Source organism: Sinorhizobium sp. CB7, from assembly GCF_041357635.1.
Lineage (GTDB): Bacteria > Pseudomonadota > Alphaproteobacteria > Rhizobiales > Rhizobiaceae > Rhizobium.
The window spans coordinates 41,983-68,433 of sequence record NZ_JAULLL010000006.1 but is presented as its reverse complement, the minus strand read 5'-3'; the positions used below and the strand labels follow the sequence as shown (position 1 = coordinate 68,433).

31 protein-coding genes are annotated in these 26,451 nt (G+C 59.5%); 14 read left to right on the top strand and 17 right to left on the bottom strand.

Translation table 11 applies throughout. From position 1 onward, the window contains the following. The first annotated feature begins 39 nt into the window (after window positions 1–39). The 3 genes from AAE029_RS12885 (at window position 40) to AAE029_RS12875 (ending at window position 2,222) form a co-directional block, all read left to right on the top strand. Window positions 40–459, top strand: a complete 420-nt coding sequence (locus tag AAE029_RS12885) for a cupin domain-containing protein (RefSeq protein WP_371073247.1) — start codon at window positions 40–42, stop codon at window positions 457–459. A gap of 122 nt (window positions 460–581) precedes the next feature. Then, window positions 582–1,283, top strand: a complete 702-nt coding sequence (locus AAE029_RS12880; RefSeq protein ID WP_371073246.1) for a DUF924 family protein — start codon at window positions 582–584, stop codon at window positions 1,281–1,283. Window positions 1,284–1,427: 144 nt separating this feature from the next. Next, entirely contained in the window at window positions 1,428–2,222 is a 795-nt protein-coding gene (locus AAE029_RS12875; RefSeq protein WP_371073245.1) for an oxygenase MpaB family protein, read from the top strand. Between the two features lie 18 nt (window positions 2,223–2,240). Here the strand turns inward: AAE029_RS12875 and AAE029_RS12870 are convergent, their stop codons facing one another. The 3 genes from AAE029_RS12870 to AAE029_RS12860 all read right to left on the bottom strand — a co-directional run bounded on the left by AAE029_RS12870 (window position 2,241) and on the right by AAE029_RS12860 (window position 6,104). Next, entirely contained in the window at window positions 2,241–3,803 is a 1,563-nt protein-coding gene (locus AAE029_RS12870) for a DHA2 family efflux MFS transporter permease subunit (protein ID WP_371073244.1), read from the bottom strand. Window positions 3,804–3,943: 140 nt separating this feature from the next. After that, window positions 3,944–4,480, bottom strand: coding sequence for a tetratricopeptide repeat protein (locus AAE029_RS12865; RefSeq protein WP_371073243.1), 537 nt, complete (start codon window positions 4,478–4,480; stop codon window positions 3,944–3,946). Between the two features lie 67 nt (window positions 4,481–4,547). Continuing rightward, complete coding sequence (locus AAE029_RS12860; protein WP_371073242.1) at window positions 4,548–6,104, bottom strand: class I adenylate-forming enzyme family protein; 1,557 nt, start codon at window positions 6,102–6,104, stop codon at window positions 4,548–4,550. Between the two features lie 307 nt (window positions 6,105–6,411). Between AAE029_RS12860 and AAE029_RS12855 the strand changes: the two genes are divergently transcribed. Both AAE029_RS12855 and AAE029_RS12850 read left to right on the top strand, forming a co-directional pair. Then, on the top strand, window positions 6,412–6,891 hold the full coding sequence (locus AAE029_RS12855; RefSeq protein ID WP_371073241.1) for a DUF2938 domain-containing protein: 480 nt from the start codon (window positions 6,412–6,414) through the stop codon (window positions 6,889–6,891). Window positions 6,892–7,130: 239 nt separating this feature from the next. Continuing rightward, on the top strand, window positions 7,131–7,721 hold the full coding sequence (locus AAE029_RS12850; protein ID WP_371073240.1) for a hypothetical protein: 591 nt from the start codon (window positions 7,131–7,133) through the stop codon (window positions 7,719–7,721). Window positions 7,722–7,944: 223 nt separating this feature from the next. Here the strand turns inward: AAE029_RS12850 and trpC are convergent, their stop codons facing one another. Beyond that, on the bottom strand, window positions 7,945–8,766 hold the full coding sequence (gene trpC, locus AAE029_RS12845) for an indole-3-glycerol phosphate synthase TrpC (RefSeq protein ID WP_371073239.1): 822 nt from the start codon (window positions 8,764–8,766) through the stop codon (window positions 7,945–7,947). Window positions 8,767–9,143: 377 nt separating this feature from the next. Here trpC and AAE029_RS12840 point away from each other — a divergent pair, with 377 nt between their 5' ends. Beyond that, the gene (locus AAE029_RS12840; protein ID WP_371073238.1) at window positions 9,144–9,398 is read left to right on the top strand and encodes a hypothetical protein; all 255 of its coding nucleotides are present in this window, start codon (window positions 9,144–9,146) and stop codon (window positions 9,396–9,398) included. Between the two features lie 11 nt (window positions 9,399–9,409). After that, window positions 9,410–11,032, top strand: a complete 1,623-nt coding sequence (locus tag AAE029_RS12835) for an FAD-dependent monooxygenase (RefSeq protein WP_371073237.1) — start codon at window positions 9,410–9,412, stop codon at window positions 11,030–11,032. Between the two features lie 130 nt (window positions 11,033–11,162). On the opposite strand, the gene AAE029_RS12830 is transcribed toward AAE029_RS12835, so the two are convergent. The 4 genes from AAE029_RS12830 to AAE029_RS12815 all read right to left on the bottom strand — a co-directional run bounded on the left by AAE029_RS12830 (window position 11,163) and on the right by AAE029_RS12815 (window position 12,491). Next, entirely contained in the window at window positions 11,163–11,396 is a 234-nt protein-coding gene (locus AAE029_RS12830) for a DUF3606 domain-containing protein (RefSeq protein WP_371073236.1), read from the bottom strand. Window positions 11,397–11,638: 242 nt separating this feature from the next. After that, a complete protein-coding gene (locus AAE029_RS12825) occupies window positions 11,639–11,872 on the bottom strand; it encodes a hypothetical protein (RefSeq protein ID WP_371073235.1) in 234 nt (77 codons plus the stop codon). Continuing rightward, entirely contained in the window at window positions 11,865–12,119 is a 255-nt protein-coding gene (gene rpsU / locus AAE029_RS12820; RefSeq protein ID WP_371073234.1) for a 30S ribosomal protein S21, read from the bottom strand. Before rpsU ends, AAE029_RS12825 begins: the two co-directional genes overlap by 8 nt. Window positions 12,120–12,281: 162 nt before the next feature. Next, the gene (locus AAE029_RS12815) at window positions 12,282–12,491 is read right to left on the bottom strand and encodes a cold-shock protein (RefSeq protein WP_371073233.1); all 210 of its coding nucleotides are present in this window, start codon (window positions 12,489–12,491) and stop codon (window positions 12,282–12,284) included. A gap of 182 nt (window positions 12,492–12,673) precedes the next feature. Between AAE029_RS12815 and AAE029_RS12810 the strand changes: the two genes are divergently transcribed. Next, window positions 12,674–13,348: a hypothetical protein gene (locus AAE029_RS12810; protein ID WP_371073232.1), complete on the top strand. Its 675-nt coding sequence runs from the start codon at window positions 12,674–12,676 to the stop codon at window positions 13,346–13,348. A gap of 131 nt (window positions 13,349–13,479) precedes the next feature. After that, complete coding sequence (locus AAE029_RS12805; protein WP_371073231.1) at window positions 13,480–14,268, top strand: NYN domain-containing protein; 789 nt, start codon at window positions 13,480–13,482, stop codon at window positions 14,266–14,268. Window positions 14,269–14,702: 434 nt separating this feature from the next. Here AAE029_RS12805 and AAE029_RS12800 read toward each other — a convergent pair whose 3' ends face one another. The 3 genes from AAE029_RS12800 to AAE029_RS12790 form a co-directional block, all read right to left on the bottom strand. Continuing rightward, complete coding sequence (locus AAE029_RS12800) at window positions 14,703–14,846, bottom strand: hypothetical protein (RefSeq protein ID WP_371073230.1); 144 nt, start codon at window positions 14,844–14,846, stop codon at window positions 14,703–14,705. Window positions 14,847–15,132: 286 nt separating this feature from the next. Beyond that, window positions 15,133–15,429, bottom strand: a complete 297-nt coding sequence (locus AAE029_RS12795) for a hypothetical protein (RefSeq protein WP_371073229.1) — start codon at window positions 15,427–15,429, stop codon at window positions 15,133–15,135. A 227-nt stretch (window positions 15,430–15,656) separates the two neighbouring features. After that, on the bottom strand, window positions 15,657–16,943 hold the full coding sequence (locus AAE029_RS12790) for a hemolysin family protein (protein ID WP_371073228.1): 1,287 nt from the start codon (window positions 16,941–16,943) through the stop codon (window positions 15,657–15,659). Between the two features lie 256 nt (window positions 16,944–17,199). Here AAE029_RS12790 and AAE029_RS12785 point away from each other — a divergent pair, with 256 nt between their 5' ends. Continuing rightward, window positions 17,200–17,739, top strand: a complete 540-nt coding sequence (locus tag AAE029_RS12785) for a DUF2076 domain-containing protein (RefSeq protein ID WP_371073227.1) — start codon at window positions 17,200–17,202, stop codon at window positions 17,737–17,739. Window positions 17,740–18,077: 338 nt separating this feature from the next. On the opposite strand, the gene AAE029_RS12780 is transcribed toward AAE029_RS12785, so the two are convergent. Next, window positions 18,078–18,689 carry a hypothetical protein gene (locus AAE029_RS12780; protein ID WP_371073226.1) on the bottom strand — a complete coding sequence of 204 codons (612 nt, stop codon included), beginning with the start codon at window positions 18,687–18,689 and terminating at the stop codon, window positions 18,078–18,080. Between the two features lie 484 nt (window positions 18,690–19,173). Between AAE029_RS12780 and AAE029_RS12775 the strand changes: the two genes are divergently transcribed. From AAE029_RS12775 to AAE029_RS12765, 3 genes are all read left to right on the top strand, one after another. Further along, window positions 19,174–19,572, top strand: coding sequence for a DUF1236 domain-containing protein (locus AAE029_RS12775; protein WP_371073225.1), 399 nt, complete (start codon window positions 19,174–19,176; stop codon window positions 19,570–19,572). 203 nt (window positions 19,573–19,775) lie between these two features. Next, the gene (locus AAE029_RS12770; RefSeq protein ID WP_371073224.1) at window positions 19,776–20,051 is read left to right on the top strand and encodes a hypothetical protein; all 276 of its coding nucleotides are present in this window, start codon (window positions 19,776–19,778) and stop codon (window positions 20,049–20,051) included. Between the two features lie 106 nt (window positions 20,052–20,157). After that, window positions 20,158–20,907, top strand: a complete 750-nt coding sequence (locus AAE029_RS12765) for a DUF1236 domain-containing protein (RefSeq protein WP_371073223.1) — start codon at window positions 20,158–20,160, stop codon at window positions 20,905–20,907. A 253-nt stretch (window positions 20,908–21,160) separates the two neighbouring features. On the opposite strand, the gene AAE029_RS12760 is transcribed toward AAE029_RS12765, so the two are convergent. From AAE029_RS12760 to AAE029_RS12745, 4 genes are all read right to left on the bottom strand, one after another. Continuing rightward, window positions 21,161–22,267, bottom strand: coding sequence for an NADH:flavin oxidoreductase/NADH oxidase (locus AAE029_RS12760; RefSeq protein WP_371073222.1), 1,107 nt, complete (start codon window positions 22,265–22,267; stop codon window positions 21,161–21,163). 253 nt (window positions 22,268–22,520) lie between these two features. Continuing rightward, window positions 22,521–22,856 carry a DUF3307 domain-containing protein gene (locus AAE029_RS12755; protein ID WP_371073221.1) on the bottom strand — a complete coding sequence of 112 codons (336 nt, stop codon included), beginning with the start codon at window positions 22,854–22,856 and terminating at the stop codon, window positions 22,521–22,523. A 279-nt stretch (window positions 22,857–23,135) separates the two neighbouring features. Next, window positions 23,136–23,435 (bottom strand): hypothetical protein, encoded by a 300-nt coding sequence (locus AAE029_RS12750; protein ID WP_371073220.1) that lies wholly within the window; start codon window positions 23,433–23,435, stop codon window positions 23,136–23,138. A gap of 239 nt (window positions 23,436–23,674) precedes the next feature. Further along, window positions 23,675–23,842, bottom strand: coding sequence for a hypothetical protein (locus AAE029_RS12745; RefSeq protein WP_371073219.1), 168 nt, complete (start codon window positions 23,840–23,842; stop codon window positions 23,675–23,677). A gap of 134 nt (window positions 23,843–23,976) precedes the next feature. Between AAE029_RS12745 and AAE029_RS12740 the strand changes: the two genes are divergently transcribed. Beyond that, window positions 23,977–24,312 carry a hypothetical protein gene (locus AAE029_RS12740; RefSeq protein ID WP_371073218.1) on the top strand — a complete coding sequence of 112 codons (336 nt, stop codon included), beginning with the start codon at window positions 23,977–23,979 and terminating at the stop codon, window positions 24,310–24,312. 90 nt (window positions 24,313–24,402) lie between these two features. Here the strand turns inward: AAE029_RS12740 and AAE029_RS12735 are convergent, their stop codons facing one another. Then, window positions 24,403–26,442, bottom strand: a complete 2,040-nt coding sequence (locus tag AAE029_RS12735; RefSeq protein ID WP_371073513.1) for an acyltransferase family protein — start codon at window positions 26,440–26,442, stop codon at window positions 24,403–24,405. Between the last annotated feature and the right edge of the window lie 9 nt (window positions 26,443–26,451).

Below are 26,451 nucleotides of genomic sequence, written 5' to 3'. Positions count from 1 at the left end.
ATTTTGCGCGACATCTTGTAAGAGAAAAGGAACATTTCGATGACGAAGATGCCCGTGCTCCTGGCCCTGCTCACCGTCGCCTGTCCGGCCTATGCCGAAGAACGGAAAGACCCAGTTGTCATAACCCCCATACTGAAAACCATGTCGACGATTTCGGGACAGCCGATCGTACTGCCGCGAAGGGACGTGCAGCTTATCGTCACCATTTGCGAGATAGCCCCCGGTGCGGTGCTGCCTGTCCATCAGCATCCCTACCAGCGTTATGGTTATGTGCTTTCAGGAACCTTCGCGGCCAGAAACCAGGTATCGGGCGTGACGACCGCGTACCGCCCGGGGGATTTCATCGTTGAATCGGTCGGGCAACGGCATAGTGGCGTGAATATCGGCCGCGATCCCGTGAAACTGCTCGTCATCGATCAGGTGGAGGCGGGAACGAACAACGTCATCACGGGGAATTAGACGGTCTCCGACGGCATGATCCGTTTTCATTGGAAGAATAAGGTCAGCGCGCAACCTCCGGAACCGGAACGATTTTCTTCAGGATGCGCCGGGCAGAGTGAAAAGAAAGCAGGTACTGAGTTATGAAGATGTTCGAAGTTGACAATGGTTCCTGGGAGGCGGCCTACCATTTCTGGTTTCCGTCCAGTCTCGACAAAGCCGACCTTGAGGGACACCGGCGGATGCTCGCCTGGTGGGTCATGCCGGACGGCGCGGGCAGGTCCGTGCAGCGTTTCAGTGCCACCGTCGCTGCGGCACGAGCCGGCCAGTGCGACCACTGGGCGCGAGAGGCCGCTGGCAGGTTGGCGCTCATCCTCGCGCTGGCCCAGTTTCCACGCAATCTCTTTGCCGACAGCGCGGAAGCCTACGCTTCCGATCCGGCAGCGCTGCGGCTAACGCTCTCCGGGCTCGACAGGGGACAGTTCGCCGAACTGCACAAGCCATGGGAAAAGCTGTTTTTCCTTCTGCCGCTTGCTGAGACGGAAGGCCCCGATCATATCGAACGGATCGATCGCGCTCTCAGGATCCTTCAGTCGATGGTCGCTGACGTTCCGCTGCGGATCCGGCCGATCTACGATTGTTCGATCCGTCATGTCGAGGCTATGCGTGATGTGATTGCACGTTTCGGGCGGTTTCCGCATCGCAATGCCGCCCTTGGACGGGCGACGACCGAAGAGGAAGCCACCTATCTTCTCAACGAAACGCTCGATCACCTGTCCCGGCCGCATCGGCTGCCGGCGGGGCCGAAGCTTCATGGCAACAAGAGCTTCGCATACGAGTGCTAGAGCCGGATGATTTCAGATCGAAGCGACCTGAAATCTGTACCCGGCTCTAATCAAAGAGTCACAGCGGGATGCCGAAAACCGCCCAGCTTTTCGGCATCCCGCTCCAGGTTTTCCGAGGCCAGACTTGGCAGCAGGGAGGCGGCGGTGCGGAGCCATTTCCGCCGCAGAGCTTTCCTCAGTGCACGTGCGCTGAAAGGCAAGAGTTTGAAAACGCAGTCCATACGTGAGGTCTATTACGGCAGGCACCGGATGGCCTTTCGCGTCGGATCCTATCTTGCCCTCGTGCGCATCATGGCAATTGGAGACCTTGTCGGACAATTCTACGGCCGCAGCGAGCTGGCGGCCGAGACCCATCGGCGGCTAGCCCGCACGCGCGAGACGATCCGGGACATGATCCTATACGGCTTTACCTCGCCGCAGGGTGCGGCCGCGGTCGACCGGTTCATCAGAGCACATCGTTATCTCCCGCAAGCCGAGCCGGACGATTATCGCTATGTGTTGAGCGTTCTCGTCCTGGAGCCTGTGCAATGGGCCGCTCGTTTCGGCGGCGTCTCGATCAGCGATGAGGAATTCGACTGCCTTTCCGCATTCTGGCAGAACGTCGGTGCGCTACTGGGCTATCCCCTCGACGGCAGCAACCAGTTTTCGCCGTCCCGTGAGGATTGGGAGCAGTTCCATGCGCGCTACGAGGATCGCAAATTGCGGGCCACACCCTTCGGTCAACGTCTGGCGCAGCGCTGCCTGGAGGAGGTGACCGCTCTCGCGCTCCCCTTCGGCACGCGGCGGCTTTTCGGAGCAATGATGCGCTATTCCATGGATCCGAAAATACGCGAGCTGCTCGGCATCCGGAAAGTCTGGCCGGTAACACGGCTTTTGCTGTTGCTGCTTATCCGGATCCATCGCGCTCGGCAGGGGCAGAATTTTCAGCAAATCCAATAGCTTAGATCGGATCGCTCATCAATGAGTCCTAATATCCGCCGCGGCCGCCGGCTTGCGGGCGAACGGAACGAGCAGCAGGGCACAGAGCGTCAGGAGCGCGATCATTCCCCAGGCTTCGTTGATCGCCTGGGCTGCGGCAGCGTTCTGGACGATCGGGTCGAGCAAAGCCATCGTGTCGTCGGTAAAGGTGCCGGAGGCCTGCTTTGACAGGGTATCCAGGGAAACACCGACGAACCGGGCTGTCTCGGCGTTCCCTTGCGCGAGCTCGGCCATCATGGTGTCGCCGAGCACCGGCGAGCGCGTATAGATCACCGTGTCGATGAGCGCAATGCCGATGGCGCCGCCAAGATTGCGCATGAGATTGAAGAGGCCGCTCGCGTCCGGTACGCGATCTTTCGACAAGGCGCCAAGCGCAAGGCGCGTCGGCGGCAACAGGCAGAACATGATGGCTGCGCCACGCACGACCTGCGGCCAGAACATTGCGTCGAAATCCGTGCGCGGATCCTGGAAGGAGCTCATGGCGAGCCCGACCATGAAAACCGCAAAGCCGATGAAAGAGAGCAGGCGCGGATCGATGCGTTTTTCGAGCTGGACCGCGATTGGTGCTGTGATCAGCTGTGCCACGCCGGTCACCAGCATGGTGCGACCGATGTCAAGGGAGTCATGGCCGCGCACGAAGGCCAGAAAGACGGGCATGAGATAGACGGAGCCGAAAAGGCCGATGCCGAGTACGAAGCTCAGGACGGAGCCGATCAGGAAATTCCGGTCGGAGAAATTTTCGAGCTGCACGATCCTGTTGCGAGCCCGCAGGGTTCGCGTGACGAAGGCGATGCCCAGGATCAGAAAAAGCGTCAGAAGCGCCGTTACGATGCCGGAGAGCCAGCCGAGGGTAGGAGCCTCCGTCAGCGACAGTTCGAGGCAGGTCAGCGCGCCCGCCATCATGAGCAATGAAAGGAAATCGATGTTGCCGATTTCTCCCAGACGAGGGGCCTCCCTTGGCAGGAGTCGGGCGGCGAAAAGCGCGGAAACAATGCCCGGGACGGCATTGATCAGAAACAGCCAGTGCCATGAATAGGTCGCGGTGATCCAGCCGCCGACCGTCGGGCCTATCGTCGGCGCAAGCACGGCCAGCACGCCGCCAATCGTTGTGGCGGTGACTTGACGGTCCACGGGAAAAAGAATGAAGACCGCTGAGAAGACGGCCGGAATGAGGGTGCCGCCGGAGAAACCCTGAAAGACGCGCCACAGGACCAGCTCGCCGAAACTCGCGCTCAGCGCACAGCCGATCGAAGAAAGGACGAAGACGCTGATCGCGCTTACATACAGCCATCGCATGGTGAGCAGGCGCGTAAGCACGCCGGTGAGCGGAATGGCGATGACTTCCGCGATGAGATAGGCGGTCTGGATCCAGCTCATGTCATCGGGATTGATATCGAGAGCCGATTGGATCGTCGGCAGCGAGGTCGCCACGACCTGGATATCCAGGATCGCCATGAACATGCCGACGCACATGGCAACGAAGCCTGCCCATGTGGCGGGCGTCGCTCTTGCGGCCAGGGAGCCATTGAAATTATCCAGCATGCATGGACCCTGATTGACGATCGAACGAGGGTGGGAAGACCTGGAGCCAGGCCCAGGCGGCCGAGTCGCCGGATGCAAATCTGTCATTCGATGCCGGGCGGCACAAGACCTGCCGGCTCGCCCGATCCCAGATATTGGTCCTAGATCCTGGAGGGATCCAGGATTGCCGCGTTGAGGACGTGATATTCCTCGCAACCGGTGCCACAGATCCCGCCGATCGCCTTCAGCTGCTCCCGTGCGAGATCCAGGCGGCCCTTGATGACGTAGGCTTCGCCGAGATATTCACGGACCCTGGCATAGTGCGGGTCGAGCTCGATGGATTTGAGATAGTAGGTGATGCCTTCGTCCGTCCGCCCGAGCTTGCGGGTGGCGTAGCCGCGATAGTTGAGCGCTTCGGCGGTATTCGGGTTCTGCAACGTATCCAGTACGGCGAGCGCTTCGTCATAGCGGTGTGCCTTTGTCAGCGAATAGGCATAGTCCGCCTTGTTGTCGTCGGAGATATTGGCACCCTGCTGCCGGACGCATTTCTTCGTCTTCCTGTCGTAGATCTGCCCCTTCTTGCAGATCGGGGTCATCTCGCTGTCATTGCCGATGGCAAAGACAGGGGTGGAAAGCACGCAAGCCGCCAGACCGCCGCCGAGGATGATGGCGGCAATGCGGAACGCTGTAGTAATCATCGATTTATTCCTTTTTGAATCGCGTTGATCCGAAAACCGCACACACTTTTTGGGCATCCCGCTCTTGTCAGCGGCGATCGGGGATCGGCTGATCTGCAATACGGGAATGACCGGGTACGGCGGGAAGCGGATGGATTTCCTCGAACAGCGCGAGCAGCGCGCCGCGGTCGATCTTTCCCGTCGCGGTCCTCGGAATGGTCTCGGTGACTTCGATATGCTCGGGAACTTTGTAATCTGCGAGCTGCAGTCGCGCATGGGCGATGATGGCGTTGAGCGTTTCCTTGCCCGCCGGACGCTCTATTTCAAGGAATGCCGCCACCCGTTCACCAAGGTTGTGATCGGGAATGCCGAAGACAGCGGCTTCGCGAATGTCTGGGTGGGTCAAAAGCGCTTGTTCGACCTCGACCGGCGAGATGTTCGAGCCGCCGCGGATGATGAGGTTCTTCTTCCGCCCGGAAAACCAGATGTCGCCATCTTCGCCGAAACGCATCATGTCGCCGGTGGCGAGCCATCCGTCGGTCCTCGTGTCGGGACCGGTGCCGCCCGTCCAATAGCCCGGCGAGACATTCGGCCCGCGAACCAGCAGCTCGCCCGTTTCGCCCATCGCTACGGGTCGGCCTGCATCGTCCACCAGCCGAACTTCACCATCTGACGGGATCGTGCTTACCGCACCGGCATGCCGGCCGAAAGCGAGCGAGCCGGAGGCCTCCGTCGATGCCCAGATCGAGTGCAGCGGACGCCCGAAGACGAAGGGGAACGCCGTCTGCAGCTCGGCCGGACAGACATCGCCTCCGCTGACGCAGAAGCGCAGCGAGCGAACGTCGCGCGGCCGCAGGCGTTGGCACTCCATCATCGCGGCAAACATGAAGGGCAGACCCTTTACCCAGCTGCAGCGATGCTCCTCGATCGCATCGAGTACCGCATCCGCGTCGAAGCGTTCGATAATCACCATGGGGCAGGCGCGATAAAGGCTTGCCAGGAAGGCAAATAGGCCGCCGGCATGGACCATCGGGCTGGCATTCAACATGATGTCGGAATCCTCAAGTCCATAATTGTGGTAAGTCTTTGAGATTGCCGTCAGCGTCGAAAGCGTATGGACGACGATTTTCGGCTCTCCCGTGGTCCCTGAGGTCGTCAAGAGAAGGGATGGGGCGTTGATGTCGATCGGGACGTCGGGCATTTCGGCGTCTCCGTCCGCATGCCAGGGCCATTCGCAGCCCTCGTCGTCCTCGGTGTCGGAAAGGATCCAGCGGGCCGAGTAGGGAAGGATGTCCCGGCTCACCATCGCCATTTCGCTCTTGAAACGGGCGCTGCCGATGTAGAGCGTCGGCGCCAGGCGCTGCAACACCGAGGTGAGCTCCTTCGCCTTGAAGCGGTTGTTGAGCGGTACGGCGATCGCGCCCATGCGTAAGCATGCCAGGAGAGCGATCGCGAACTGCGGCGTATTGGTCATGTGCAGGACGATGCGGTCGCGGCTGCGAATGCCTTTCGTTGAGAAGGCAAGGGCAATGTGCTCGACGTCGGACAGCAGGCGGCGATAGGTCCAGATGGACTCGCCGGCGATGAACGCGATTCTGTTCGGATGCAGCGCGGCCTTCGAGCGCAGATCTTCTATCGGTGTCACGGAATTGCTCCAGTTCATACGATCGAGGCTGCCAAGGATGGTGGATACGCGCTTTTGCGATATTTCCGATTTCGTGAAAGCAGTTACCGATGAAACAGGCCGACGGCGTCGTTTACGCAATGGTCAGCATTCGGGCTGCCGTCCATGCAGCTGCGCCGGGGCCTGAATAATTTCCGGGGCGCAGCGCTTTCCAGCGGGTTCACTTGGACGCGAAAAAATGCTCTGAAATGAAAGAGTTCATTCGAATGCGGCACTCCATCAAAATTGCAGCGGGATGCTCTTGGTCCCCTATTTTACGAGATATGACATGTTCGATATTTTCTGGCGCTCCATCGCTATCGGCATCGGCGCAACCATCCTGATGGATATCTGGGCGATCGTGCTTGCCAAGGCATCAGTGACGGGCTGGCCGAACTGGGCGCCCGCCGGCCGTTGGTTCTGGCATCTGGGAAAAGGGCAGGTGTTCCATGAGGACATCAACGCCGCCGAGCCCTATTCCCATGAACTGGCGCTTGGCTGGATCGGGCATTATGCAGTCGGCATTCTCTACGGCATCCTGCTCGTGCTTCTTGTCGGAGCGGACTGGCTTGCCGCGCCCACCTTCCTGCCGGCCTGGATTTTTGCCATCGTAACGGTCGCCGCCGGCTGGTTCCTCCTGCAACCCGGTCTCGGCCTCGGCTGGGCCGCCTCAAAAACACCCAATCCGACCAAGGTTCGCATGCTCAACCTGCTTGCCCACACGGTCTTCGGTTTCGGTCTTTACGCGACTGCGCTCCTCGTTCGCTAAGCAAATTCCAGGAAAAGCGAAAAACGGTTTTCCGTTCGGAATTGCGCCAAAACAAATGACTAGAGCGGACCGGCGATTCCATTAAAAACTGAACGCTTGGGAGTAGGGTCCGGTCGAAGCGGGCAAGTTGCTCGTGGCATCAAAGGGCAAGTTAGTTCGACGAGGTACATTATTATCTTCCATAGATTGTATTTTCTGCCCGTTTAAGTATCGTTGTCTCTGTAAGCTCGGGGGCGTGAATGAAGCGAGTATCAGCGTTCGTAATTATGAGTATTCTTTGCGCGGCACCGGCCCATGCAGTAGAGACCATTCCCTGGAAAGACGTTGGCGGATGGAGCGTGCTATTGGATCCGTCCCTTGGGAACGCCTGCTTCGTGTCGACGGTATATGAAGGAGGCACAACCCTGCGCCTGGGCTTCGACTTTTCCAATGCTCAACGAAGCATTTACCTGGCCCTGGGAAATCCAAATTGGAAATCGCTCGAGCCAGGGAAAGACTACCCGCTTAAAATCCAATTCGACGGAAATCCACTTTGGGACGCCACAGCAAGAGCCCTCACTTTCAGCGGCACGAATTTCCTGTCTGTCGTTACCAGTGATCCTAACTTTGCTGACGAATTCAGTAGAAAGCTCGCGATGCGGGCCACTTTCAATGGCAAACAAGTGGCAGCTCTCAGACTGAAGGGCTCGGCTCGCGCTATTGATGAAATGATCAACTGTCAGAAAGCAGTCGATAAGGCTCTTTCTGCCCAGAAGCCGCCGGAGGTCCCAAAGGGTCCGTTCCAGGCAACCCCAGATGTAAGAAATGCGACCGATCCTTTCGAACTGTGACGGAGAGCGTCAGGAAAGCTCTGTTAAGTCCGAGGCTGCACAGTGCAGCCAAGGATAACGGCGTCGATAAGTTCAAAAGCCAGACGGAACTCTAACAGCTCAAGGATAGGATCGTCGCCATCGATAGATCGTCCTCGTCGACACTGAGATAGTTGACGTGGGGCAACACTGCTGGTTTTGAACATGGCTCCTTGTCAACGAGGTCGTTGCTGCGCCGGGTCAGTCAGCCGAAGAGCAGGGTGCGGGTAGCCTCGGTCACATCTTTCTGCCGCATCAGGCTTTCCCCGACTAGGAAGGTACTGACTCCTGCCTTGGCGAGCCGCTCAATGTCGGCGTGACCGGAAATGCCGCTCTCGGCGACGATGACCCGGTTGGCTGGCACGAGGGGGGCTAGCGTTTCGGTAGTGGCGAGCGATACGTCGAAGGTCCTGAGATTTCGATTGTTGATGCCGACAAGCCGGGTCTTCAGCGGCAGGGCGCGCCCTAGCTCGTCTTCGTCATGTACCTCGACCAGCACGTCCATGCCGAAATCATAGGCGCAATCGACGAGGTCCCGTGCGACCATGTCGCTGACGCTTGCCATGATCACGAGGATGCAGTCGGCACCCCAGGCTCGCGCCTGATAGACCTGATAGATATCGAAGATGAAATCCTTGCGCAGAACCGGCAGGCCGCTCGCCTCGCGCGCCTGCGACAAGTAATCCGGATGCCCCTGGAATGAGGGCGCGTCCGTCAGCACCGAGAGGCAGGTGGCGCCACCCTGGCGATAGGCGCGGGCAAGGGCAGGTGGATCGAAATCCGAGCAGATCAGCCCCTTGGATGGGCTTGCCTTCTTGATCTCGGCGATCAGGGCCGGCCGGCCCTCTGCCAGATGCGCATCGATCGCGGCCACAAAATCCCGTGGGGGAGGCGCTTCGAAGGCGAGCCTGCGCATCTCCAGCCGGGATATTCTCTCGATCGCCTCGTCGATCTCGCGCCGCTTATAGGCCTCAATGCGCTTCAGGACGTCGGGTTTGTCGGAGACCGAGTCCGTCTTTGCGGCCATCCTCTCTCTTCCTTCGGCTGACGCTGTATGCATGGCAAGACACTCCTGATCTGCGGTTGATTGCGGCATGGAGCGTTGGGGGTGGGGATTGCAGCTTCATTTCATTTCCGCTTCGGACGGTTACGGCGGAAACCTTTTGAAGCACGCGGACGTCTCGTATGGCATCGCGCTACCCGGACAGCAAAGGAGCAAACTTCGCCAATTCGGTAATGCCGCTTCCGGGAACTTCGCGCTGCCGGGCTCCCCCGATTTCAGATGAAACTGCAAATCCTCCGCTTCGAAACCGTAACGCAACCATGCCGGCAGAGGCTCCGTTCGCGAGGAACGGACCAGGCTGTCCGTTCCAGGCAGTCGATGTCCGATTGAGGAGAAGGACGATGAACAAGCAAGGTCTTGCGGTCCGTCTGGTTGAGCGCGTCAAAGGCGGATCCAGCTTGGTACGCCGTATCGTGCACGCCAAGGACGATCCCGGAAAGCAGCGCGTGCGCGACTGGATGAGAGCCATCGAGGATGAGCGGCTTCTGGAATTCGGGTTGAGCCCTGATGACATCGCGCTCCTGCGCGCAGAACCCGATTTTGCGGCTTCCGGAAAATCGGAGCGCTCCCTCTCGAGAACCAGATACAGCAGGTGAGATTCTGAATCATGCGTAACGAATTCGACGTTGTCATCATCGGCGGCGGGCCGGTTGGATTGTGGCTCGCCTCGGAACTGGCCTTGGCAAAGGTGAAGGTGGCTGTGCTGGAGCGGCGCGTGGAGCGCGCTACCCAATCACACGAGCTCTCCATCCATAGCCGCACAATGGAGGTTTTCGCGCTTCGCGGCCTCGCCGAACGGTTCCTTTCCCGCGGCCAGCCGACATCGGCGGGGCAATTCGGCGCGCTCGATACGCGCCTGAACTTCTCGGAGTCGGAGCCGCGTTTTCCGGAGATGTTCCTCCTGCAGCAGGCGGTTACCGAGGAACTGCTCGAGGACCGTGCGCTGGAGCTTGGCGCCGACATCAGGCGCGGCCACCGCGTCCAGAAGGTGACCCAGCATACCGACGGCGTCATCATCGACGGCCATAACGGCGAGGCGTCCTTCCGCCTTGCCGCGCGCTACGTCGTCGGCGCCGACGGCGCCCGCAGCGTCGTGCGGGAAGCCGCCGGCATCGCGTTCCCGGGCGACCCGGCCCAGCATACGGTGGTACTGGGAGATGTCATTCTGGACGCGCCGCCGGAACAGCCGCCAGAACAGCCGCCAGAACAGCCGATCGTCACCATCGTCAATAAGGCCGGGGCTCTGCTTGTCGCGCCACTCGGAGACGGCGTTCATCACCGCCTCGCCATGGTCGATCGACAGACAGCCGATGCCGTGCCTTCGATCCCGCTGTCGCTCAATGAGCTTGCGGCTGCTGCAAGCCGTATTGCGGGCACGGATTTCCGCCCACGCGACCCGATATGGCTCTCGCGCTTCACCGGTGAGACACGGCTTGCCACCCATTATCGCAAGGGCCGGATTTTCATTGCCGGCGATGCCGCCGACATCCATGCACCGATGGGCGGGCAGGGCCTGAATGTCGGCATTCAGGACGCGATGAACCTCGGCTGGAAACTCGCAAGCGTCATCAAGGGGCATGCGGCCGAAGCGCTGCTCGACACCTACGAACGCGAGCGCTGGCCAGTTGGCGAGACATTCCGCAACAATGCGCTCGCCCAGATTGGCCGCTTCGCCGCGTTCGATCCCGAGGGACTTGCGCTCAGGAGCGGCATGGAGGAGCCTCCGCAGGCTCCCAATGTCAACCGCCAATTTGCTGACGCGGTGTCCGGTTTCGGCAATGCCTATCCGGAGCCACTTTTCGCGGCAGCCCGATTGTGGGAGCATCGGCAGGGGGTGAGCGGGCGTCATCTTTGCGACGCCGACCTTATCCTCAGAAACGGCCTTGACACGACGCTCTACCGGCTTCTGGAAGGTGGTCGCTGGGTGCAACTGCAATATGCACGGGACGGGGCGGCGGTCAGCGTTGCCGGCGAGGTCACCGTCGTCGATCTGGCACCCGCCCATGACGGGCCATTTGCCGGCTTCGACGCGCTCCTCGTGCGCCCGGACGGCTATCTCTCGCATGTGCGCCCGGCGCGTCCGGAATCGCGGTCCGGCGAGACCGTACCTCTTCTTGCCGGACTGCATGCAATAGCTGCACGGCGTGCCGACGGTCTGCGCCCCGAGTTTATCCAGGTGCTGTTCCGGTCCGGGGATGACCCCGAGGCCATACGCGCATCCATGGCGTAGCGGAAAGGTCCGAGCATCGGGGACTGATTTTCGCAAAGAGTGCCGACCGGCAAACAGGAGTCAGGCTGTCGCAACCTCCTGTCCCCTTCCGGTGGACGGCTCTCGCGTGGTTCTCAGGCAGCGGGAGGCTTCACGCCGTAAGCCTTCTTGCGGCTTTGTCGGCGGCATCGAGATCTGCGCCATGCTGTTTGATGATACGCGCGGCATCCGCGATCGAAAGGCCGTGCTTCTTCATGAAGTAGCCGATATCATATTCCGCTCCGCCTGCGACGAGACGCGGATCGTGTTTCTTTGATTTGCCGCCCTGCATTTCTTCCCTCTCTCTTAACCCTGATATGGCAAGGTGAATTATCAGGTTTGGCATTGCCTGATCCTTCATGCGAAATGCTCAAAGGGATCGGACAAATGTGCGCTGCCAACGCCATTACTGCCTTCCTGGGGACTGAGGACACCGCGGACAACTTTGCCGATCTGAGTCGATTCGACGCAAATCATCGTGAGCCAAAGCCAGTCTCGTGAAAAGAGATTCACGCGACGGGCTTTAGCTCGTTGTCTTTCATGCATGTCGTCGCCGAAAAACTGCTGCACACTTTTGCGCGACATGCATTAGAGGCGATGCAGGATTTCTCCTGTTTTAGCGATCTGAAAGGTGCCATCCTTCAGCGCTCTCACCGGCCAGCCATCGGAGGTCCTATAGTTCGTCACTGCGGGCGCACCTGTACCACCGGTGGCGGCGGCCCGGAATTCCACGACCATGAAGAGCTTGCTCTCCACATCCTCGCACTGGAACCGGTCGACCTCCGCCACAGCGGAGCCAGGAAATGGTGAATGTTCAGGCACTTGGACGTGCGCCGAAACGCACCTCCTTCTTTTTCGGACCGGGCAACAGACCTTCGCGCTGCAGTTTCTTTCGAGCGAGCTTACGGTGACGGCGGATGGCCTCGGACTTTTCTCTGGCACGTTTTTCCGAGGGCTTCTCATAAGCCGAGCGCATCTTCATCTCGCGAAATACGCCTTCACGCTGCATTCTCTTTTTCAGAACCCGAAGGGCTTGGTCGATATTGTTGTCTCTCACTAAAACCTGCAAAGGAACTCCTTCGTGAAATAGGAATCATTCCGCTTGCTCGCGCGAACAGGCGGATCAAAAGGATGCCGTCTCTCTGATCGGAAAATAAAAGGCCGGTCAGAGCCGGCCTTCAGTCCATCGTCACCTTGCCAGTACATCCGTGGTCAAGGGCGATGAAATTCATTAGGCGACGCGCAGGTTGTCCGCAGAGGACTTTCCGGACCGCTTGTCCTGAACGATGTCGAAGCTGATCTTCTGACCGTCGGAGAGGCTGCTTATGCCTGCGCGCTCGACAGCAGAGATGTGAACGAACACATCCGCCGAGCCGTTATCGGACTCGATGAAACCGAAGCCCTTGGACGCGTTGAACCACTTTACCGTACCTGTATTCATGACGATTTTCCTTCAATCGAACATAAGTTTGCATTCTGCCACGCAGCGTGCGCAGCAGCATTCTGACCGAAGTTGAAAGGGAAATTCGTGGAGCGCTTCCGCGCGGAACAAAGATCGTCAAGCAAGATCGATGCAGGCAGCATAGGCTTGAAACGCAATCAGGGCAAGGCTGCTATTGATCTTTGTGGTTTTCGGCCGAAATAGCAGGAAGGAACGCGAACAGCGATTGTCTGCCACCGAACATGACTCCTGGTTCCGGGTGCCTTGTGCAAGATCTTGGAGTCAAGGTGAGCCTTGTCGATTATCGAGATGAATTTGCGGCATGTATGAAACGGCTTGGCAAACTTCCATGCGAGGAATATTCGATATTCCAATGGCGCGCCGTTTATATAACAAGGGGATGCTCCAGCTATTTTTTCCGTGGTGCTCTTGACGGAATATACAGGAATTTCACGGCGAGAACGGTCGATCGCAAAAGCGGGAATATCCGGCAACTCTCTCCCAGCATGCTCAATCTGCTTACCTCAGGCTTCGCACAAAATGCCGTCATCGGCGCCTATGACGGCCCGGAAAAGCCGGTTGCCAAGGTCGCCGAGGATATCTGCAGCAAGACCGCGCCGAGTTTCCAACCCGAATTCTTCTATGTTTTCGCCGACTTGCTTCACGCAAGCTCGCAAGGCCGCTTCAACCTCCCCGAAGAAGGGCGGATACACGACCTGACCAAGATGATTTTTGTTGGACTGAAGAGGTCGGAGGAAGCGTCTGCAATGGAAACCGACGCGCTTGGCACCCTTCTCGCCCGGGAATCGGAGCTGCGGTCGCCGACGTGGTTCTTGGAGCGCCATGCCTACAGATAGCCGCCCGGACCAAATTTTGCCAAGATATGCTCGACGCTGCATCATACGGGTTGCGACAGATCCTCAGGATTCGGCGCGGGCGAAACGCCATGGCGAACTGCGACAATTCTTGAACTGCGAGCATCAGCATCATGCCATCTGAACCACGGTCACCGCGTCTGGCCGTCTTGATCGACGCGGACAATACCTCGGCCAAAATCGCCGACGGGCTTTTCGAGGAAGTCGCCAAGATCGGCGAAGCGAGCGTGCGCCGCATCTATGGCGACTTTTCCGGGACGCGCTCCAAGGGATGGGCAGACATCCTGGCCAAGCATGCGATCATTCCCCAGCAGCAATTCGCTTATACGACAGGTAAAAACGCTTCCGACATTACCCTGGTCATCGACGCGATGGATTTGCTGCACAGCGGGCGTTTCGACGGATTCTGCCTGGTTTCGTCGGATAGCGATTTCACGCGGCTTGCGGCTCGTATACGTGAGCAGGGCATCGATGTCTTCGGCTTCGGAGAGCAGAAGACTCCAGAGAGCTTCCGGCAGGCGTGTCGACGATTTGTCTATACCGAGAACCTGTTGCCGGGAAAGATCAAGGACGAGGGCGATGCGGTGCCGGGTGACAAGTCCCTGCAGCCGCTCAGTGCCGCCGCGCCGCTCATAAAAAAGGTGTTGGCCCAGGAGGATACGGACGACGGCTGGATCAATCTCGGCACGGTCGGCAAACTGCTTCTCAACCTGGCGCCGGATTTCGATCCGAGGACGTTCGGCTTCAAGAAACTGAGCGATCTCGTCCGGAAGACCGGACAGTTCGACATCGAACAGCGTGAAGGCAGCCCGCTCAGGATCCGGATCAAGCAGTCGCAAGGTGGCGAAACGAAACAAAAGACACAATCACGCGGCGCAAGAAAAAAAGCGGTCGCCGAATAGCATGGCTTCACCGGCTACTGTTGCGGGCTCTTCTGAACGCCGGCCCGCTCAATGGCAGATATGGTCAGGCGGGTCTACCGCATGTATCCTTAAATCGGAACCGATTTAAGGGTAGAAACATGCAGTAATTCAAAGTGCTACAGCGACCTTTGTGTGTCTGAAAAGACGCACGGCGCTGTAGGACGCCCGACTTTCCTCATGCGGCATCGTGAAACGCGGTACTGTCACGAAATAAGTCCATGAAGGACAACGAACGCCGAAAAGCTCAAGGCTATAACGACGGCTGATCTGATCAGGAAAAGCGGATAGTTGAAGTGGTAGATGCTGTGACGAGTGATCATCGTGGCGGTATCCTTGTTGTTGTGAAACATGACTGTACACGGCCGCTCTCACCATGAACGACCGTAAGTCTTAAGCACCATTCCCTGCTCGGCTCATTTCTTGTATTTGCCGGCCTGCGGATTGCTTTTCGTGGCGATCTTGATTTGTTCCGCAAACGTGCTTAGCGCCTGTATAGGCGCCTTTTTCTGCTTCTGCTTCCGCGCCTCGCGGTTGCCCATCATCTGTCCTTTGGCCATTGATCAATTCCTCTTCGAGTCGAGATCGATGCCAGCTGGAAGAACCCCGACTGCATCGTTGCGGAAGAACTCCTGCGTGGTTCCTTAAATCGGAGCGGACTTAAGGATAAGACCATGCAGTAATTCAAAGTGTTACAGCGACCATTGTGCGTCTTTTAAGACGCACGGCGCGGTAGATGGCGACGTCAAGTCCGGCACGGCGTCGACGCTCGGCCTTGAACTCAGAAAGAAAGGCGGCTGAAAGTTTCTGATACACGAAATTGTCGATGCAGCCTTTGGTAGCAACCTAAGTGGCTACCTGATCCGAGCTGGGCAGCCGCTGGATCGCGTGGCGCTCGGCGAGCGCTGTTACCGCTTTGCGCGCTGGCGTCAATTTTCCAAAGTGACTTTCCAGCGCCAGCGAAAGAGCCTCGGGCGACGTTGTCCCCTCTTGAAAAAGCTTAATCATCAGGATTGCAGCGGCATTGAAGAGCTGTTCATCGCGAAGCAAGGTATCGGCGTCAAAGCCACCTTTCTCCAGCACGTCTTGAAGCATGTTGAGGTCGGCTGAGCACAAGCAGGGGAGATCGAGTTCGGAAGACATCTGTCCTCCTTTCGTCAGGGCTAGGGTGTGGTGGCCCTCAATCAGCAGCGCCCGTAAAATGACTGCTGAAGGATGGACCATGCGCCTTTCGCGCATTCAATACAACTGAATTCCTCATCGGCGGCCGCGAGAGGTTGCTTCGGATCTGTGCCATGAGGATTCTCCCCCCTTGCTCCCCTATCCATTACCATGAAATCGGCAATGATTTCCGGATCATCGAGGCCGCCCTACGCGTCGGCGTCAGCGGGCGCGAGAAGAATCTTGTCGATGCGTCGCCCGTCGAGATCGATGACCTCGAAGCGCCATCCATTCTTCGTGAAGCTTTCCCCAAGTTCCGGCAGATGCTTCATTTCCTCCAGGACCAGCCCGGCGACGGTCTGATATTCGACCTCCTCGTGGAGCGGGAAATTCATGTACGCGGTGAATTCGTCGATCGGCATCCAGCCGGATACGAGGTAGGATCCGTCATCCCTGCGCGCGATCGCCTGCTCGTCGGCCGGCCCTTCCTGCAAGGCGCCCAGGATCGCCTCCATGATATCCCCGGAGGTCACGACGCCTTCGAAATGGCCATACTCGTCGAACACCAGCACCATGTGCGTCGGCGACTTTCGGATGGCCTGGATCACGCTGATAGCCGTTGAAAGGTCGGATACGACAGGCGCTTCCCGCATGAGCGCCAATATGTCGGCGTGCCCGGTCGCAGAGACCGTATCGTAAAAATCCTTGACGAAGAGCACGCCCAGCACCTCGTCCGAACTTCCCTTACGCACGGGCAGCCGCGAGTGGTTCGTGCGATGGAGCTGCGCGCGGATCTCCTCGAAACTGTCGTCGGCGTCTATGGTTTCGACGTCGAGCCGAGGTGTCATCAGCGCTCTCGCGGTACGATCCGCAAGGCGCATGACGCCGGAAATCATGGCCGATTCCTCGTTTTCAATGACGCCGGCGCTCTGGGCCTCTGCCAGGATCGTCTTGATTTCTTCGTCGCTGACGCTTTCCTCAGCCTTTCCGGACTGTCCGAGAAGTCTAAGGACAAGACGCCCCGAACCGTCGAGCAGCCATACAAGAGGGGAGGCCAGCCTGGAGAGGATCATCATCGCCGGAGCCATTCGGCTCGCCACCGCCTCCGGTGCACGCAGCGCGATCTGCTTCGGCACCAGCTCGCCGACGATCAATGAGAGATAGGTGATCGCGACAACGACCAGGCCCACGCCAAAGGCATCCGCAAGCGTGGGCGAGAGACCCTGTTCGGCCAGCCAGCCCGCGAAGCGGTTGCCGAGGGTTGCGCCGGAAAACGCGCCGGAGAGAACGCCGACCAGCGTTATGCCAATCTGGACCGTCGACAGGAAGCGTCCGGGATGTTCAGCGAGCTCGTTTGCAAGGCGGGCGCCCCGGCTTCCCTGGTCGGACAAGACCTTCAAGCGTGCGGGACGGGAGGAAACGACGGCGAGTTCGGACATCGCAAGCAGGCCGTTCAGAATGGTCAGCAGAACGACCACGGTTATTTCGAGGAGCAAAGGAGACCTGTGTGGTTGACAACGATGGTTGCAACATAAGGACAATCCCGGAGGTTGCAAGAATCGGCGTGCGAAAGACGACGCCAAGTGAGCCGCACAGTGCGTTCTGATCACATCTTCACGGGAACGTGATCCCATTGTCGCGGGAATAAGTCGGCCGCGAATTCCGTATACGGAGGGCAGGCCAACACGCGAAGGATCCCGGATCCGGCGCGTGCGCACCCCGCCTTTCTTTCTTCAAGCAGGAGCCCCCGATATGGATCATAACGACCGCCAGGCCATCGAAAGCCTATTCGACAAGATTGCCCGCGTGGAGGCGCAATCCGGCCCGCGCGATCCAGAAGCCGAACAGTTGATCCGTGATCGGATCAACGCTCGTCCCGCTGCTCCGTACCTGATGGCGCAAACCATCGTCATTCAGGAGCAGGCGCTGACATCCGCGCAAACCCGTATCCAAGAACTCGAATATCAGCTCAGCCGGCGGCCGAGTTCGGGCGGGTTCCTGTCGAGCTTCTTTGGCGGCGGGCAGATGGCGCCCGCTCGCCCCATGGCACGCAACGACGCTTATCCGCAGTATGGACAGCCTTCCGGCCCCTGGGGTCGCTCCGGCGGCGGTTTCAGCCGGCAGCGCGGCGGCGGCTTTCTCGCCGCTGCGGCGCAGACCGCAGTGGGGGTCGCCGGCGGCGTAGTTCTTGGCAATGCCATCAGCAGCATGTTCGCCGGCGGCGACGCGGACGAGGGTCCGGAAGACAATGCCGGCGCGGACGATGGCGGCATGGACGACAGCGATATCTAAAACTTGACCTCGATGGGTTTTCGGCAAGGCTGATGCGCAGATCTGGAATGCAGGGGCGCCGCGGGAAACCGCGACGCTCATTTGTCTTTCAACCTCCGCCATCCTCGGCGACGTTCCTCGTCCCAGAAGCCGGATGATTTCAGGTCGAGTCGACCTGAAATCTGAATCCGGCTCGAAATCAAGCAGTTAGAGCGTTTCAGCTTTTCATGGAAACGCAGAACCGCTCTAAGTACTTGTTTTTACGCAATTCCGGACGGAAAACCGCTTCGCACTTTTCCTGGAATTGCTCTAGAGCGGGATGTCGCCCGAAAACCGCACACACTTTTCGGCATCCCGCTCTAATGCATGAAGAAGCGAAGCCGCCTGCGATCGGCGGCCGTGGCGCCGCGATCAATGATGGTGCGGCCTCTGTTGTCCTTCATGACGTAGCGCCCGCTCCTGATCGCTTCGCTCATGCCATTGGCGTGACGGACCGACATGGAACCGCTGTCGTCCTCGACAGCTGCGCGTCCGGTCCGCTGTCCCTGTGCTGCGTCGCTTCTGCCGGATCCTCCTTGCGAGCCGCCGCTTGGACCTCCGGTTCCACCGGAGCCTTTGCCGCCGCCACTTCCCCCAGTACCGCCGCCATTCCCGCTGCCGCCGCCGTTTCCCCCGCCGCCATTGTTTCCCCCGCTTCCATTTCCTCCGCCGTCATTACCCTTGCCGTTGTTGCCGCCGTTGCCTCCACCATTTCCATTGCCGCCACCGTCGCCATTTCCCCCGCCCTTTCCATTGCCTCCACTGTTTCCATTCCCGCCGCCATTTCCATTGCCATCCTTGGCGGTGGCTGTCTTGGCGACGAGTTCGACCGAGGTGCTGCCCATCTTGATCGTGTAGGGCATCACCGTCAGCGACAGGCTCATCGCCGCGCAACAGAGGATCGAAACCAGCTTCCCGCGCGGGGGCATCATCGTCTCCTGAAATTACGTCTGAACCGTCCGTACCGGTCGGCCGCACCCTCAATCTAGGACCGCGGCCACCGCCGGGAAAGCGCAGCTCAATAGGATTGCAGCCATTAGCAATCATCGTACTTCATAAACGCTTTCGTTCATCGGGATTCCAGTTCAAAGGTATCACAGATGAACGGAGGCGACTGTTCACGGTTACGGAAATCCAGCCCCCTCAGACCTTTACCACGCATCGCACGGGACTTTGGTCCTAGGCCCTTCGGACCAAAGTCTGAGGCGCGGCGGACTGAAGCCTTAGTGCGGGAACGGTAATATCGGGTCGACGTTTGACGGTAAGCTACCTCGCTCGATGAAGCGGTAGCTGAGTCAACGAAACAGACGGAATTGGAGACGAACAGTTGGTCTCGCGTCACACCCTCGCCGACACGTTTGCCGGCACCTGATAGACGCCGATCCAATTCCTGAAGAAATGGGAAAGGAGCAAGTCATGAGGATGAAACTGATTGCGATTGCCGCAACGGCGGTCGGGCTGTTTGCGACCGGTGCCTATGCACAGCAGAGCACCGTGAATGGCGCGGCTGGTGGCGCGGTCACCGGAGCCATCGTCGGCGGTCCGGTCGGAGCCGCAGTTGGCGGCGTGGCCGGCGCAATCGTAGGCACCGCCATCGATCCGCCCCCGCCGAGGGTCGTGAGTTACGTTCAGGAGCAGCCGATGCCGGCCGAGCCGGTCGTTGTGCAGGAAAGGATCGCTGTCGGCAGACCGTTGCCTGAATCCGTCGTCATCAGAGCGGTTCCAGATAACCCGAAATATGCCTATGCGATAGTCAACCACGAGCGGGTGATCGTCGAGCCTTCCTCGCGGAAGGTTATCCGGGTTATCAACTGACATGAGCGACTGCCGGGAGACGCATCGCAGCCTCCCTGATCTGCCGAGAGACGGATGATTTCAGGTCGGATCGACCCGAAACCCTCTCGATCAAAAAGTTAGAGCGAGATGTTGCCCGAAAACGCGCAGCATCCCGCTCCAGAAAGCGGTGATGCCAGATCCGCGCCACCAGACGTGTAACGGGCACCGTATTGGAGGAAAACATGAGGAAGTTGTTCATCGTCGCAGCGGTCGCCGTTGCTTCACTGACCTCGGCGGTTGCGCCAACACAGGCCGCGTCGCTGATCATCACCACCGATGATGGACCGCGCTATTACCGCGACTACTACGATGGCGGCCCTCGCTACTATCGCCCCGGATATCGTCCGTACCGTTACTGGGATCGTCCGCGCTACTACCGCGCCCGCTGCTACACGCGGTCGGTTGAGCGCTGGCGCCACGGCAGGATCGTCGTCACAGAGACACGTGTCTGCCGATGAACGGCAGGTTGCGTGCGGCACTTGCAACCGGGATGCCGTCCCGGACGTGCAGCACCATCCGCCGTTCTCCCGTCCGAAGCATGGAATTCCGAAAGAGGAGTTAGAAATGACCCGCAATGTTCTACCCACCTTCCTGGCTGCACTCGCGCTCAGCGTATCGCCATTCTGTCTGACCGGCGCCATGGCGCAGGAACAGATCCTCCCGAAGTCCCAGGGGTCGGCCGGATCTTCCCAGGAGCCGATGAAACCTACGGATGGCGGAGCCCAGGGTAACAAGGGCGCCACAGGCACAACCGGATCGCAGAATGGTGCCGCTCAGAGCGGAGGCGGTGACACATCCGGAACGAGTGGAAGTGCAACCAAGATCGCCCCTGACGGCACTGCCTCCGGCTCGAAGGAAGCCAAGCCGAAGGCGCCCGAAGGAACGGATCAATCGACCGGTCAGAACGTGAAGCCGCAGGACGGCTCCGGTTCGAATAAGACCGACACGACAACAGGCGAGGCGCAGAAGCCGACCGGTTCCGGCGATCAGAGCAATACGGGCAAGGCCGCAAAGCAGGCTGAAAAGCCCGACAAGACCACCACGTCCTCGACCAATGTGGACATTAACGTCGAACAGCAGACCGAGATTCGTCAGGTAGTCAAGGAAGTCGACGTGAAACCGGTCGAGAAGGTCGATTTCGACGTTTCGGTCGGGACGACCATTCCGAAAACGGTGACGCTTGAGCCGCTGCCGCCGCGGATTGTCGAGATCGTACCGCAGTACAAGTCCTATCGCTTCTTCGTCCTAGCCGATGGTCGGATCGTGATCGTAGATCCGGATGATTTCCGGATCGTGTATATCCTCACGGCGTAAATTCCGACCATTGCGCGCGGCCCGCGGGTAGGTTGCCACGTCCCGCGGGCCTGCCGCTTTCCACAACAGCAAAATGCAAATGGAGCGGTTCGCCTTTTCATGGAAACGCAGAACCGCTTCTTATCTTGTGTTTTTTCGCAATTCCGAATGGAGAACCGCTTCGCACTTTTCGTGGCATTGCTCGAATGTCGGGATCGACGGCCGCCCCACTCTCGGTATGGGCCAGGCAGTGCCTCAGGCGCTCTTCACGGGGTCAGAGCGGCACGAACAGATCTTTGAACTGCCGAGGCTGGGAACGCAGATATTGCTTGGGAGCCCGGACTTGTCCACCCAGTTCGGCAGCCGCATGCCATGGCCAGCGTGCATCGTAGAGGATCGTGCGCGCCAGCGCGATGACGTCGGCATCGCCGGTCGCGACGATCGCTTCGGCCTGTTCGGGCTCGGTAATCAATCCGACGGCAACCACAGGTATCTTGACCGCGGACTTGACGGCGCGGGCGAGCGGCACCTGATAGCTCGGCCCGATCGGAATCTGCTGCTCCGAAGACAGGCCGCCGCTTGAGACATGGATCGCATCGCAGCCGCGCACCTCCAGCATCCTGGCGAAGGCAACCGTCTGCTCGGCGTCCCAGCCGCCTTCCACCCAATCTGTACCCGAAACCCTGATGGTAACCGCCTTTTCAGCAGGAAAGGCCGCGCGCACGGCATCGAAGACCTCCAGCGGAAACCGCATCCGGTTCTCGAGCGAGCCGCCATATTCGTCATCGCGCTTGTTGGAAAGCGGTGAAAGGAACTGATGCAGAAGGTAGCCATGGGCGGCATGGATCTGGATCGCGTCGATGCCGAGGCGTCCGGCGCGGACGGCCGAGGCGGCGAAGGCGTCGCGAACCCGCTTCAGCCCGTCGCGATCCAATGCCATCGGCGCAAAATAGCCCTCGGCGAAGGGAATGCCCGAGGGAGCCTCCGTCTCCCATCCGTGGGGATCACCCGGAGCGAACTGCCCCGTGCCCACCCACGGCACCTGTGTCGAGGCCTTGCGGCCGGCATGGGCCAGCTGAATAGCGATCGGCATGTCCGACCAGTGCCGGATGCCTTCCAGTGTCCTGCGCATGGCAGCCTCGGTCTCGTCGTTCCAAAGCCCGACATCCGCCCAGGTGATGCGCCCCTCTGGCAGCACGGCCGTGGCTTCAATCGTCAGCAACGCAGCTCCCGAAAGCGCAAGATGGCCGAGGTGGATCAGATGCCAGTCGTTCATGCAGCCGTTCTCGGCGGAATACTGGCACATGGGCGCGATCACGATCCGGTTGACCAGGTCGAGATTGCGGATGCGGAGCGGTTTGAAGAGGGCGGGCTGAGCCATGATGGTCTCCTTGATGCAGGATCGGATATGCCATTCTTACCGGCCCGGGGCCTGCCAAGCTACAACCCGCATAGAGGCCTCTCCAAAAATTGTTTTATCGCGATGCCCGCTTGAACGCCCATGATTGTGAAGGCGCAAAGGGTCGATGGCATCAGATGCAGCCGCTCCGCCGTGTCAGCAGGACAAATGCGTCATCTCGGCCACCAGGCCGGGATAGAGCTGACGGCGAACATCAGAATGATGAAGATGATGACTACCGCCCAGCCGAGAACGCGCCGAACACGATGAGACAGGCGAGCCAGAGAACCTTGCACGCGATATGAAGCGCCTGGTCCTGGGCGAGGGTCGTTTTCCCTCTTACCTTTGCCTCGTCGATCACTGCGTGGGCCAACCATTCGAGTAACCCCAGCCATATATTTCCGGTGACCAGCGCCACACCCGCACCTTGCATACCGGCATGGGCAATCAGGTGATAAACGCGCAACGGGCCTGATCGTTTGGCATTGGCCAGGAACTCACCCTGCAGAGGATAGTCGAACACCCAGTGCGCTGCGAGCAGCATCAGCGCGATTGTCAGAATGCTTTCCATGATCTCTCCGACAGATTGAACCTGGCTTGCCCACTTTTACTGCATGTCGCGCAAAAGTGTGCAGCGGTTTTGCGCCGACGACATGCATGGAAAACAATAGCTAAAGCCTGTCGCGTGATTCTCTTTTCACGCGACAGGCTTTAGCGCCGACGCATGGTGTCTGGCTATTGATGGTGGGCGCTGTCGGCTCATGAGCATCACCAACCAGGAACAGGAAAGAGAATGATTGAGCATTACAGACGCAAAATACGAAGCCCCGCCATGCCTTAGCCTGCTACGCTAATCTATCCTGTTATAGATCGATTCCGGATCATAGTCGCAAGCATAGTCGAGGACGCAAAGCTGCCCGGTGGCATCGCGAAAACTTGTAGTCACGCGCTTGTCACCCGGATTGCAGCGGGCGGGCGGATAGCGAAAGCTGCGGCCGCCGATGCCTATGCGGACAAACACAGCTTTGGATTGACGGATGATCTGCGCAATCTGGTTACAAGTATAGGAGCGGGCGTTGACTTCCACGGCCTGGACGGCAAGAGCGGCGGACGGGAGCAGAAACGCAGCGGCAAAAATCAGATTTCTCATGGTGCCTCCTGATGAAGGCCAGTTAACCAGCAGCCTCTGCGGCATTCAAATAAAATCTCTTTGAGTCTTTGCCTCTGGTAAACGATCCTTGCGGACGGCCGTCCCGACATCGATAAGCCATCGCTTCGAATGAGTTCAAATGGCTGCCACGACATTGCCGAAGCGCCAGGCAGTCCCCGCGACGGAGTGTGGATTGGCGACGCCTGCCCATTCGGACAGGCGACCTGTCGTTGATTGATTTATCCATCATTGGAGCGCGATTTTGCGCTGTCATTAGTCGATGAAGAAACCGTTTTGCCGTCCGGCGCCTGTCCGAAATAGGTTCCGCCGAGATGGCCACCGGCGCTGGTATTTTCCACCTGTCGCTGCGTGCGTTTTTCCAGTTCTTTCGCATTCGTCTTGGTCATGATGTGTCTCCCTTTTGAGGTGGCGACATATGCTCAACGACCACAGACGGCATGTGTTCCCTTTAATTGCCTGATCGGGGGCGATCCAGGGAACCAAAGCCGAGCCCTGCCGTTGGTGAACAGGAGACTGCGTCATGACCCGCCAAGGGTTCATATCCATGCGACAGTTTACGGTGTCGCGAATAGTGGTGGCTACCTTCGTGCTCGCGTCTCTGTCGTCCGACGGTTTTACCGCCCCCGCCCGATGGTCCCGGGAGGCGTGTCAGGCAAATCCGCCGGCGTCTCAGGATGAGATGCGCGGCAGGAATTGGACGCTGAGCGAAAAGCTAGATGTCTGCAATGGCGTCCTGAGGCCACCGAATACAGGTGATCGCGAGATGGTCAGGCCGGCGCCCGATATCGGCGAAACGCCTGTCATCAGGCCGGACGATCTGCCGCCGAGAGGAAATCCTACCAACGGTCGGAATTGACATCGGGCGGATCGTCAGCGGGTCCCATGTCGGCTTCGAGATTGCCCCTCAGCGAGTCCAACGGTCTCAGCCGGAATTCCTCTCGCTGAACTACATCAACGAGCCACGCGGCTCCGACACCTGCGAGACTTGCGGCGAAAACAGCGGCCGATAGAGGTAACTAAGGCTTCGGGCAGCCGTGGCGGTGATGTGATCGGAGTCCCGGTAGAGAGGGATACCATTTCTGGCCGCGTTGCAGCGGTCGTTGCCGCAGAATGCCGGCAGCGGATCGACGATCGTCGCGCCGTACTTCTTGGCGAAGCGCGCCAGGATAGCGCGGGAAAGGGCCTGACGCTCGGCGATATAGTCCCATGGCGGCGCAACATCGGTGGAAGCGCCCTTGATCATCGCTTTCGCCATCGCCTCCGGAACGTAATGGCCCATCTCCGGGACATCCATGACGAGGACCACCTTTGTACCCTGCCGCTTCAGGTCCGCCATCAGGCGGTCCAGGGATTGGGTGATGGAGGCGGATTTATCGGCAATCGGCGGCGGCACGGAGGGATCGAAATAGACGCCCTGGTTCGGCAGCTCGCTCTGGTGAACATATTTCGGCCAGTAGGCGATCAGGAAGACAAGTGGGATGTGGCGCCGGGTGATGAGGTCGCGCACCGCCGTGTTGAACTCCTCGCATCGTCTGGTGCCGCCGTGGGATGTAAGCGTGACGCCCGGAAGGGGAGGACAGGAAGCATGCGCGGCGAGAAGCCCGGTAACGCCGGCCTCGCTTGCCGCGACATCGATCGCCGGCGCCATGGCGCCGGAATGGGAATCGCCCCAGACCAGAAAGGCAGGGTTGGCCGCGCCCTTCCTGCCGAGCTCGCAGAACCTGCCGGCACGGACGTCGGCCTGCGTGGGACCAGTACCATCCGTTTCGATGAAACAGTCGGGGCCGCCGAAGCGGCTGTTATCGTAGGTGGCGTCATAGACCTTCTGCACGGAGGGCGGCAGGCGGTCGGGCACGCCGGCTTCGCCTATAACATGGGAGCCAAAGGCGACCGCTATCGCCGTCACGGCGGCCGCTGTTGCAAACAAAGGCAGGCGGCGGGAAAAGCCACCATGGCCGCGAAAAGGGCGCTCGATGAAATGCCAGGAGATCGTTGCGAGCGCGATCGAGGCGATAACGATCGCGCCGCCCTCGACCGGCGTTAGGTCATGGCCGGTTATATAACGGGTGAAGACGATGAGGGGCCAATGCCAGAGATAGAGCGAATAGGAAATCAGCCCGATGAAGACGAGGGCTGGTGCCTGCAGTGCCCTTCCGATCGGCGTCGGGAATTGCCTGTCGGCGCCCGCTCCGGCATGGATGATCAATCCCGCGCCGAGGCAGGGAACCAGGGCGGCGAGACCGGGGAAAGGGGTGCGTTCGTCATAGACGAAGACGGCAAGCGCGATCAGGGCGATGCCGAGCGCGGCGAGAGCCTGGCGCACAAATGGGCGCGACGGCGCCGGAACGACGCCAAGGGCAAGAATGGCGCCGAGCAGCAGTTCCCAGGCCCGAAACTGCGACAGGTAGAAGGCGGAGACAGGCGATGCAAACACGTACCAGGCGCTAGCTGCGAACGACAGGACGAACAGCCCGATAAGTGCGGCGGCGGTGCGGCGGCGATCCAGGCGACCTAGCGCCAGAAGCAGAAGCGGGAAGAGAATATAGAACTGCTCCTCAACGGCAAGCGACCAGGTATGAAGTAGCGGCTTCATCTCCGCCCCGATGTCGAAATAGCCGCTCTCGGTCTTGAACTGGATATTGGAGAAGAACAGGGCGGCCGCCCTGATGCTTTCGGCGAAATATTCGAGTTCGACGGGCATGAAAAGGAACCATGCGACGACCGCTGTCAGCGCCAGCATGGCGAAGAGCGCGGGGAAAATGCGCCGGATTCGCCGTTCATAGAAGCGCAGCAGGCTGAATTCGCCCCGGGCGATCTCGCCGCCGATCAACGATGCCATCAGGAAGCCGGAGATCACGAAGAAGACATCGACGCCCACGAAGCCGCCGGCAAAGCCGGGAATCTTGGCATGATAGAGCACCACCGGCAGGATGGCGATTGCGCGAAGTCCATCGATATCTGCGCGATAGGGGAGCCTTCCGGGCAATTCTTGGCT

What these genes read in the sequence shown, in the direction of transcription:
- AAE029_RS12885 (WP_371073247.1), top strand. Translation starts at nt 40, where the DNA reads ATGACGAAGATGCCCGTGCTCCTGGCCCTGCTCACCGTCGCCTGTCCG.
- AAE029_RS12880 (WP_371073246.1), top strand. Translation starts at nt 582, where the DNA reads ATGAAGATGTTCGAAGTTGACAATGGTTCCTGGGAGGCGGCCTACCAT.
- AAE029_RS12870 (WP_371073244.1), bottom strand. Translation starts at nt 3,803, where the DNA reads ATGCTGGATAATTTCAATGGCTCCCTGGCCGCAAGAGCGACGCCCGCC.
- AAE029_RS12865 (WP_371073243.1), bottom strand. Translation starts at nt 4,480, where the DNA reads ATGATTACTACAGCGTTCCGCATTGCCGCCATCATCCTCGGCGGCGGT.
- AAE029_RS12855 (WP_371073241.1), top strand. Translation starts at nt 6,412, where the DNA reads ATGTTCGATATTTTCTGGCGCTCCATCGCTATCGGCATCGGCGCAACC.
- AAE029_RS12850 (WP_371073240.1), top strand. Translation starts at nt 7,131, where the DNA reads ATGAAGCGAGTATCAGCGTTCGTAATTATGAGTATTCTTTGCGCGGCA.
- trpC (WP_371073239.1), bottom strand. Translation starts at nt 8,766, where the DNA reads ATGGCCGCAAAGACGGACTCGGTCTCCGACAAACCCGACGTCCTGAAG.
- AAE029_RS12840 (WP_371073238.1), top strand. Translation starts at nt 9,144, where the DNA reads ATGAACAAGCAAGGTCTTGCGGTCCGTCTGGTTGAGCGCGTCAAAGGC.
- AAE029_RS12835 (WP_371073237.1), top strand. Translation starts at nt 9,410, where the DNA reads ATGCGTAACGAATTCGACGTTGTCATCATCGGCGGCGGGCCGGTTGGA.
- AAE029_RS12830 (WP_371073236.1), bottom strand. Translation starts at nt 11,396, where the DNA reads ATGCCAAACCTGATAATTCACCTTGCCATATCAGGGTTAAGAGAGAGG.
- AAE029_RS12815 (WP_371073233.1), bottom strand. Translation starts at nt 12,491, where the DNA reads ATGAATACAGGTACGGTAAAGTGGTTCAACGCGTCCAAGGGCTTCGGT.
- AAE029_RS12805 (WP_371073231.1), top strand. Translation starts at nt 13,480, where the DNA reads ATGCCATCTGAACCACGGTCACCGCGTCTGGCCGTCTTGATCGACGCG.
- AAE029_RS12800 (WP_371073230.1), bottom strand. Translation starts at nt 14,846, where the DNA reads ATGGCCAAAGGACAGATGATGGGCAACCGCGAGGCGCGGAAGCAGAAG.
- AAE029_RS12795 (WP_371073229.1), bottom strand. Translation starts at nt 15,429, where the DNA reads ATGTCTTCCGAACTCGATCTCCCCTGCTTGTGCTCAGCCGACCTCAAC.
- AAE029_RS12785 (WP_371073227.1), top strand. Translation starts at nt 17,200, where the DNA reads ATGGATCATAACGACCGCCAGGCCATCGAAAGCCTATTCGACAAGATT.
- AAE029_RS12780 (WP_371073226.1), bottom strand. Translation starts at nt 18,689, where the DNA reads ATGATGCCCCCGCGCGGGAAGCTGGTTTCGATCCTCTGTTGCGCGGCG.
- AAE029_RS12775 (WP_371073225.1), top strand. Translation starts at nt 19,174, where the DNA reads ATGAGGATGAAACTGATTGCGATTGCCGCAACGGCGGTCGGGCTGTTT.
- AAE029_RS12770 (WP_371073224.1), top strand. Translation starts at nt 19,776, where the DNA reads ATGAGGAAGTTGTTCATCGTCGCAGCGGTCGCCGTTGCTTCACTGACC.
- AAE029_RS12765 (WP_371073223.1), top strand. Translation starts at nt 20,158, where the DNA reads ATGACCCGCAATGTTCTACCCACCTTCCTGGCTGCACTCGCGCTCAGC.
- AAE029_RS12760 (WP_371073222.1), bottom strand. Translation starts at nt 22,267, where the DNA reads ATGGCTCAGCCCGCCCTCTTCAAACCGCTCCGCATCCGCAATCTCGAC.
- AAE029_RS12755 (WP_371073221.1), bottom strand. Translation starts at nt 22,856, where the DNA reads ATGGAAAGCATTCTGACAATCGCGCTGATGCTGCTCGCAGCGCACTGG.
- AAE029_RS12750 (WP_371073220.1), bottom strand. Translation starts at nt 23,435, where the DNA reads ATGAGAAATCTGATTTTTGCCGCTGCGTTTCTGCTCCCGTCCGCCGCT.
- AAE029_RS12745 (WP_371073219.1), bottom strand. Translation starts at nt 23,842, where the DNA reads ATGACCAAGACGAATGCGAAAGAACTGGAAAAACGCACGCAGCGACAG.
- AAE029_RS12740 (WP_371073218.1), top strand. Translation starts at nt 23,977, where the DNA reads ATGACCCGCCAAGGGTTCATATCCATGCGACAGTTTACGGTGTCGCGA.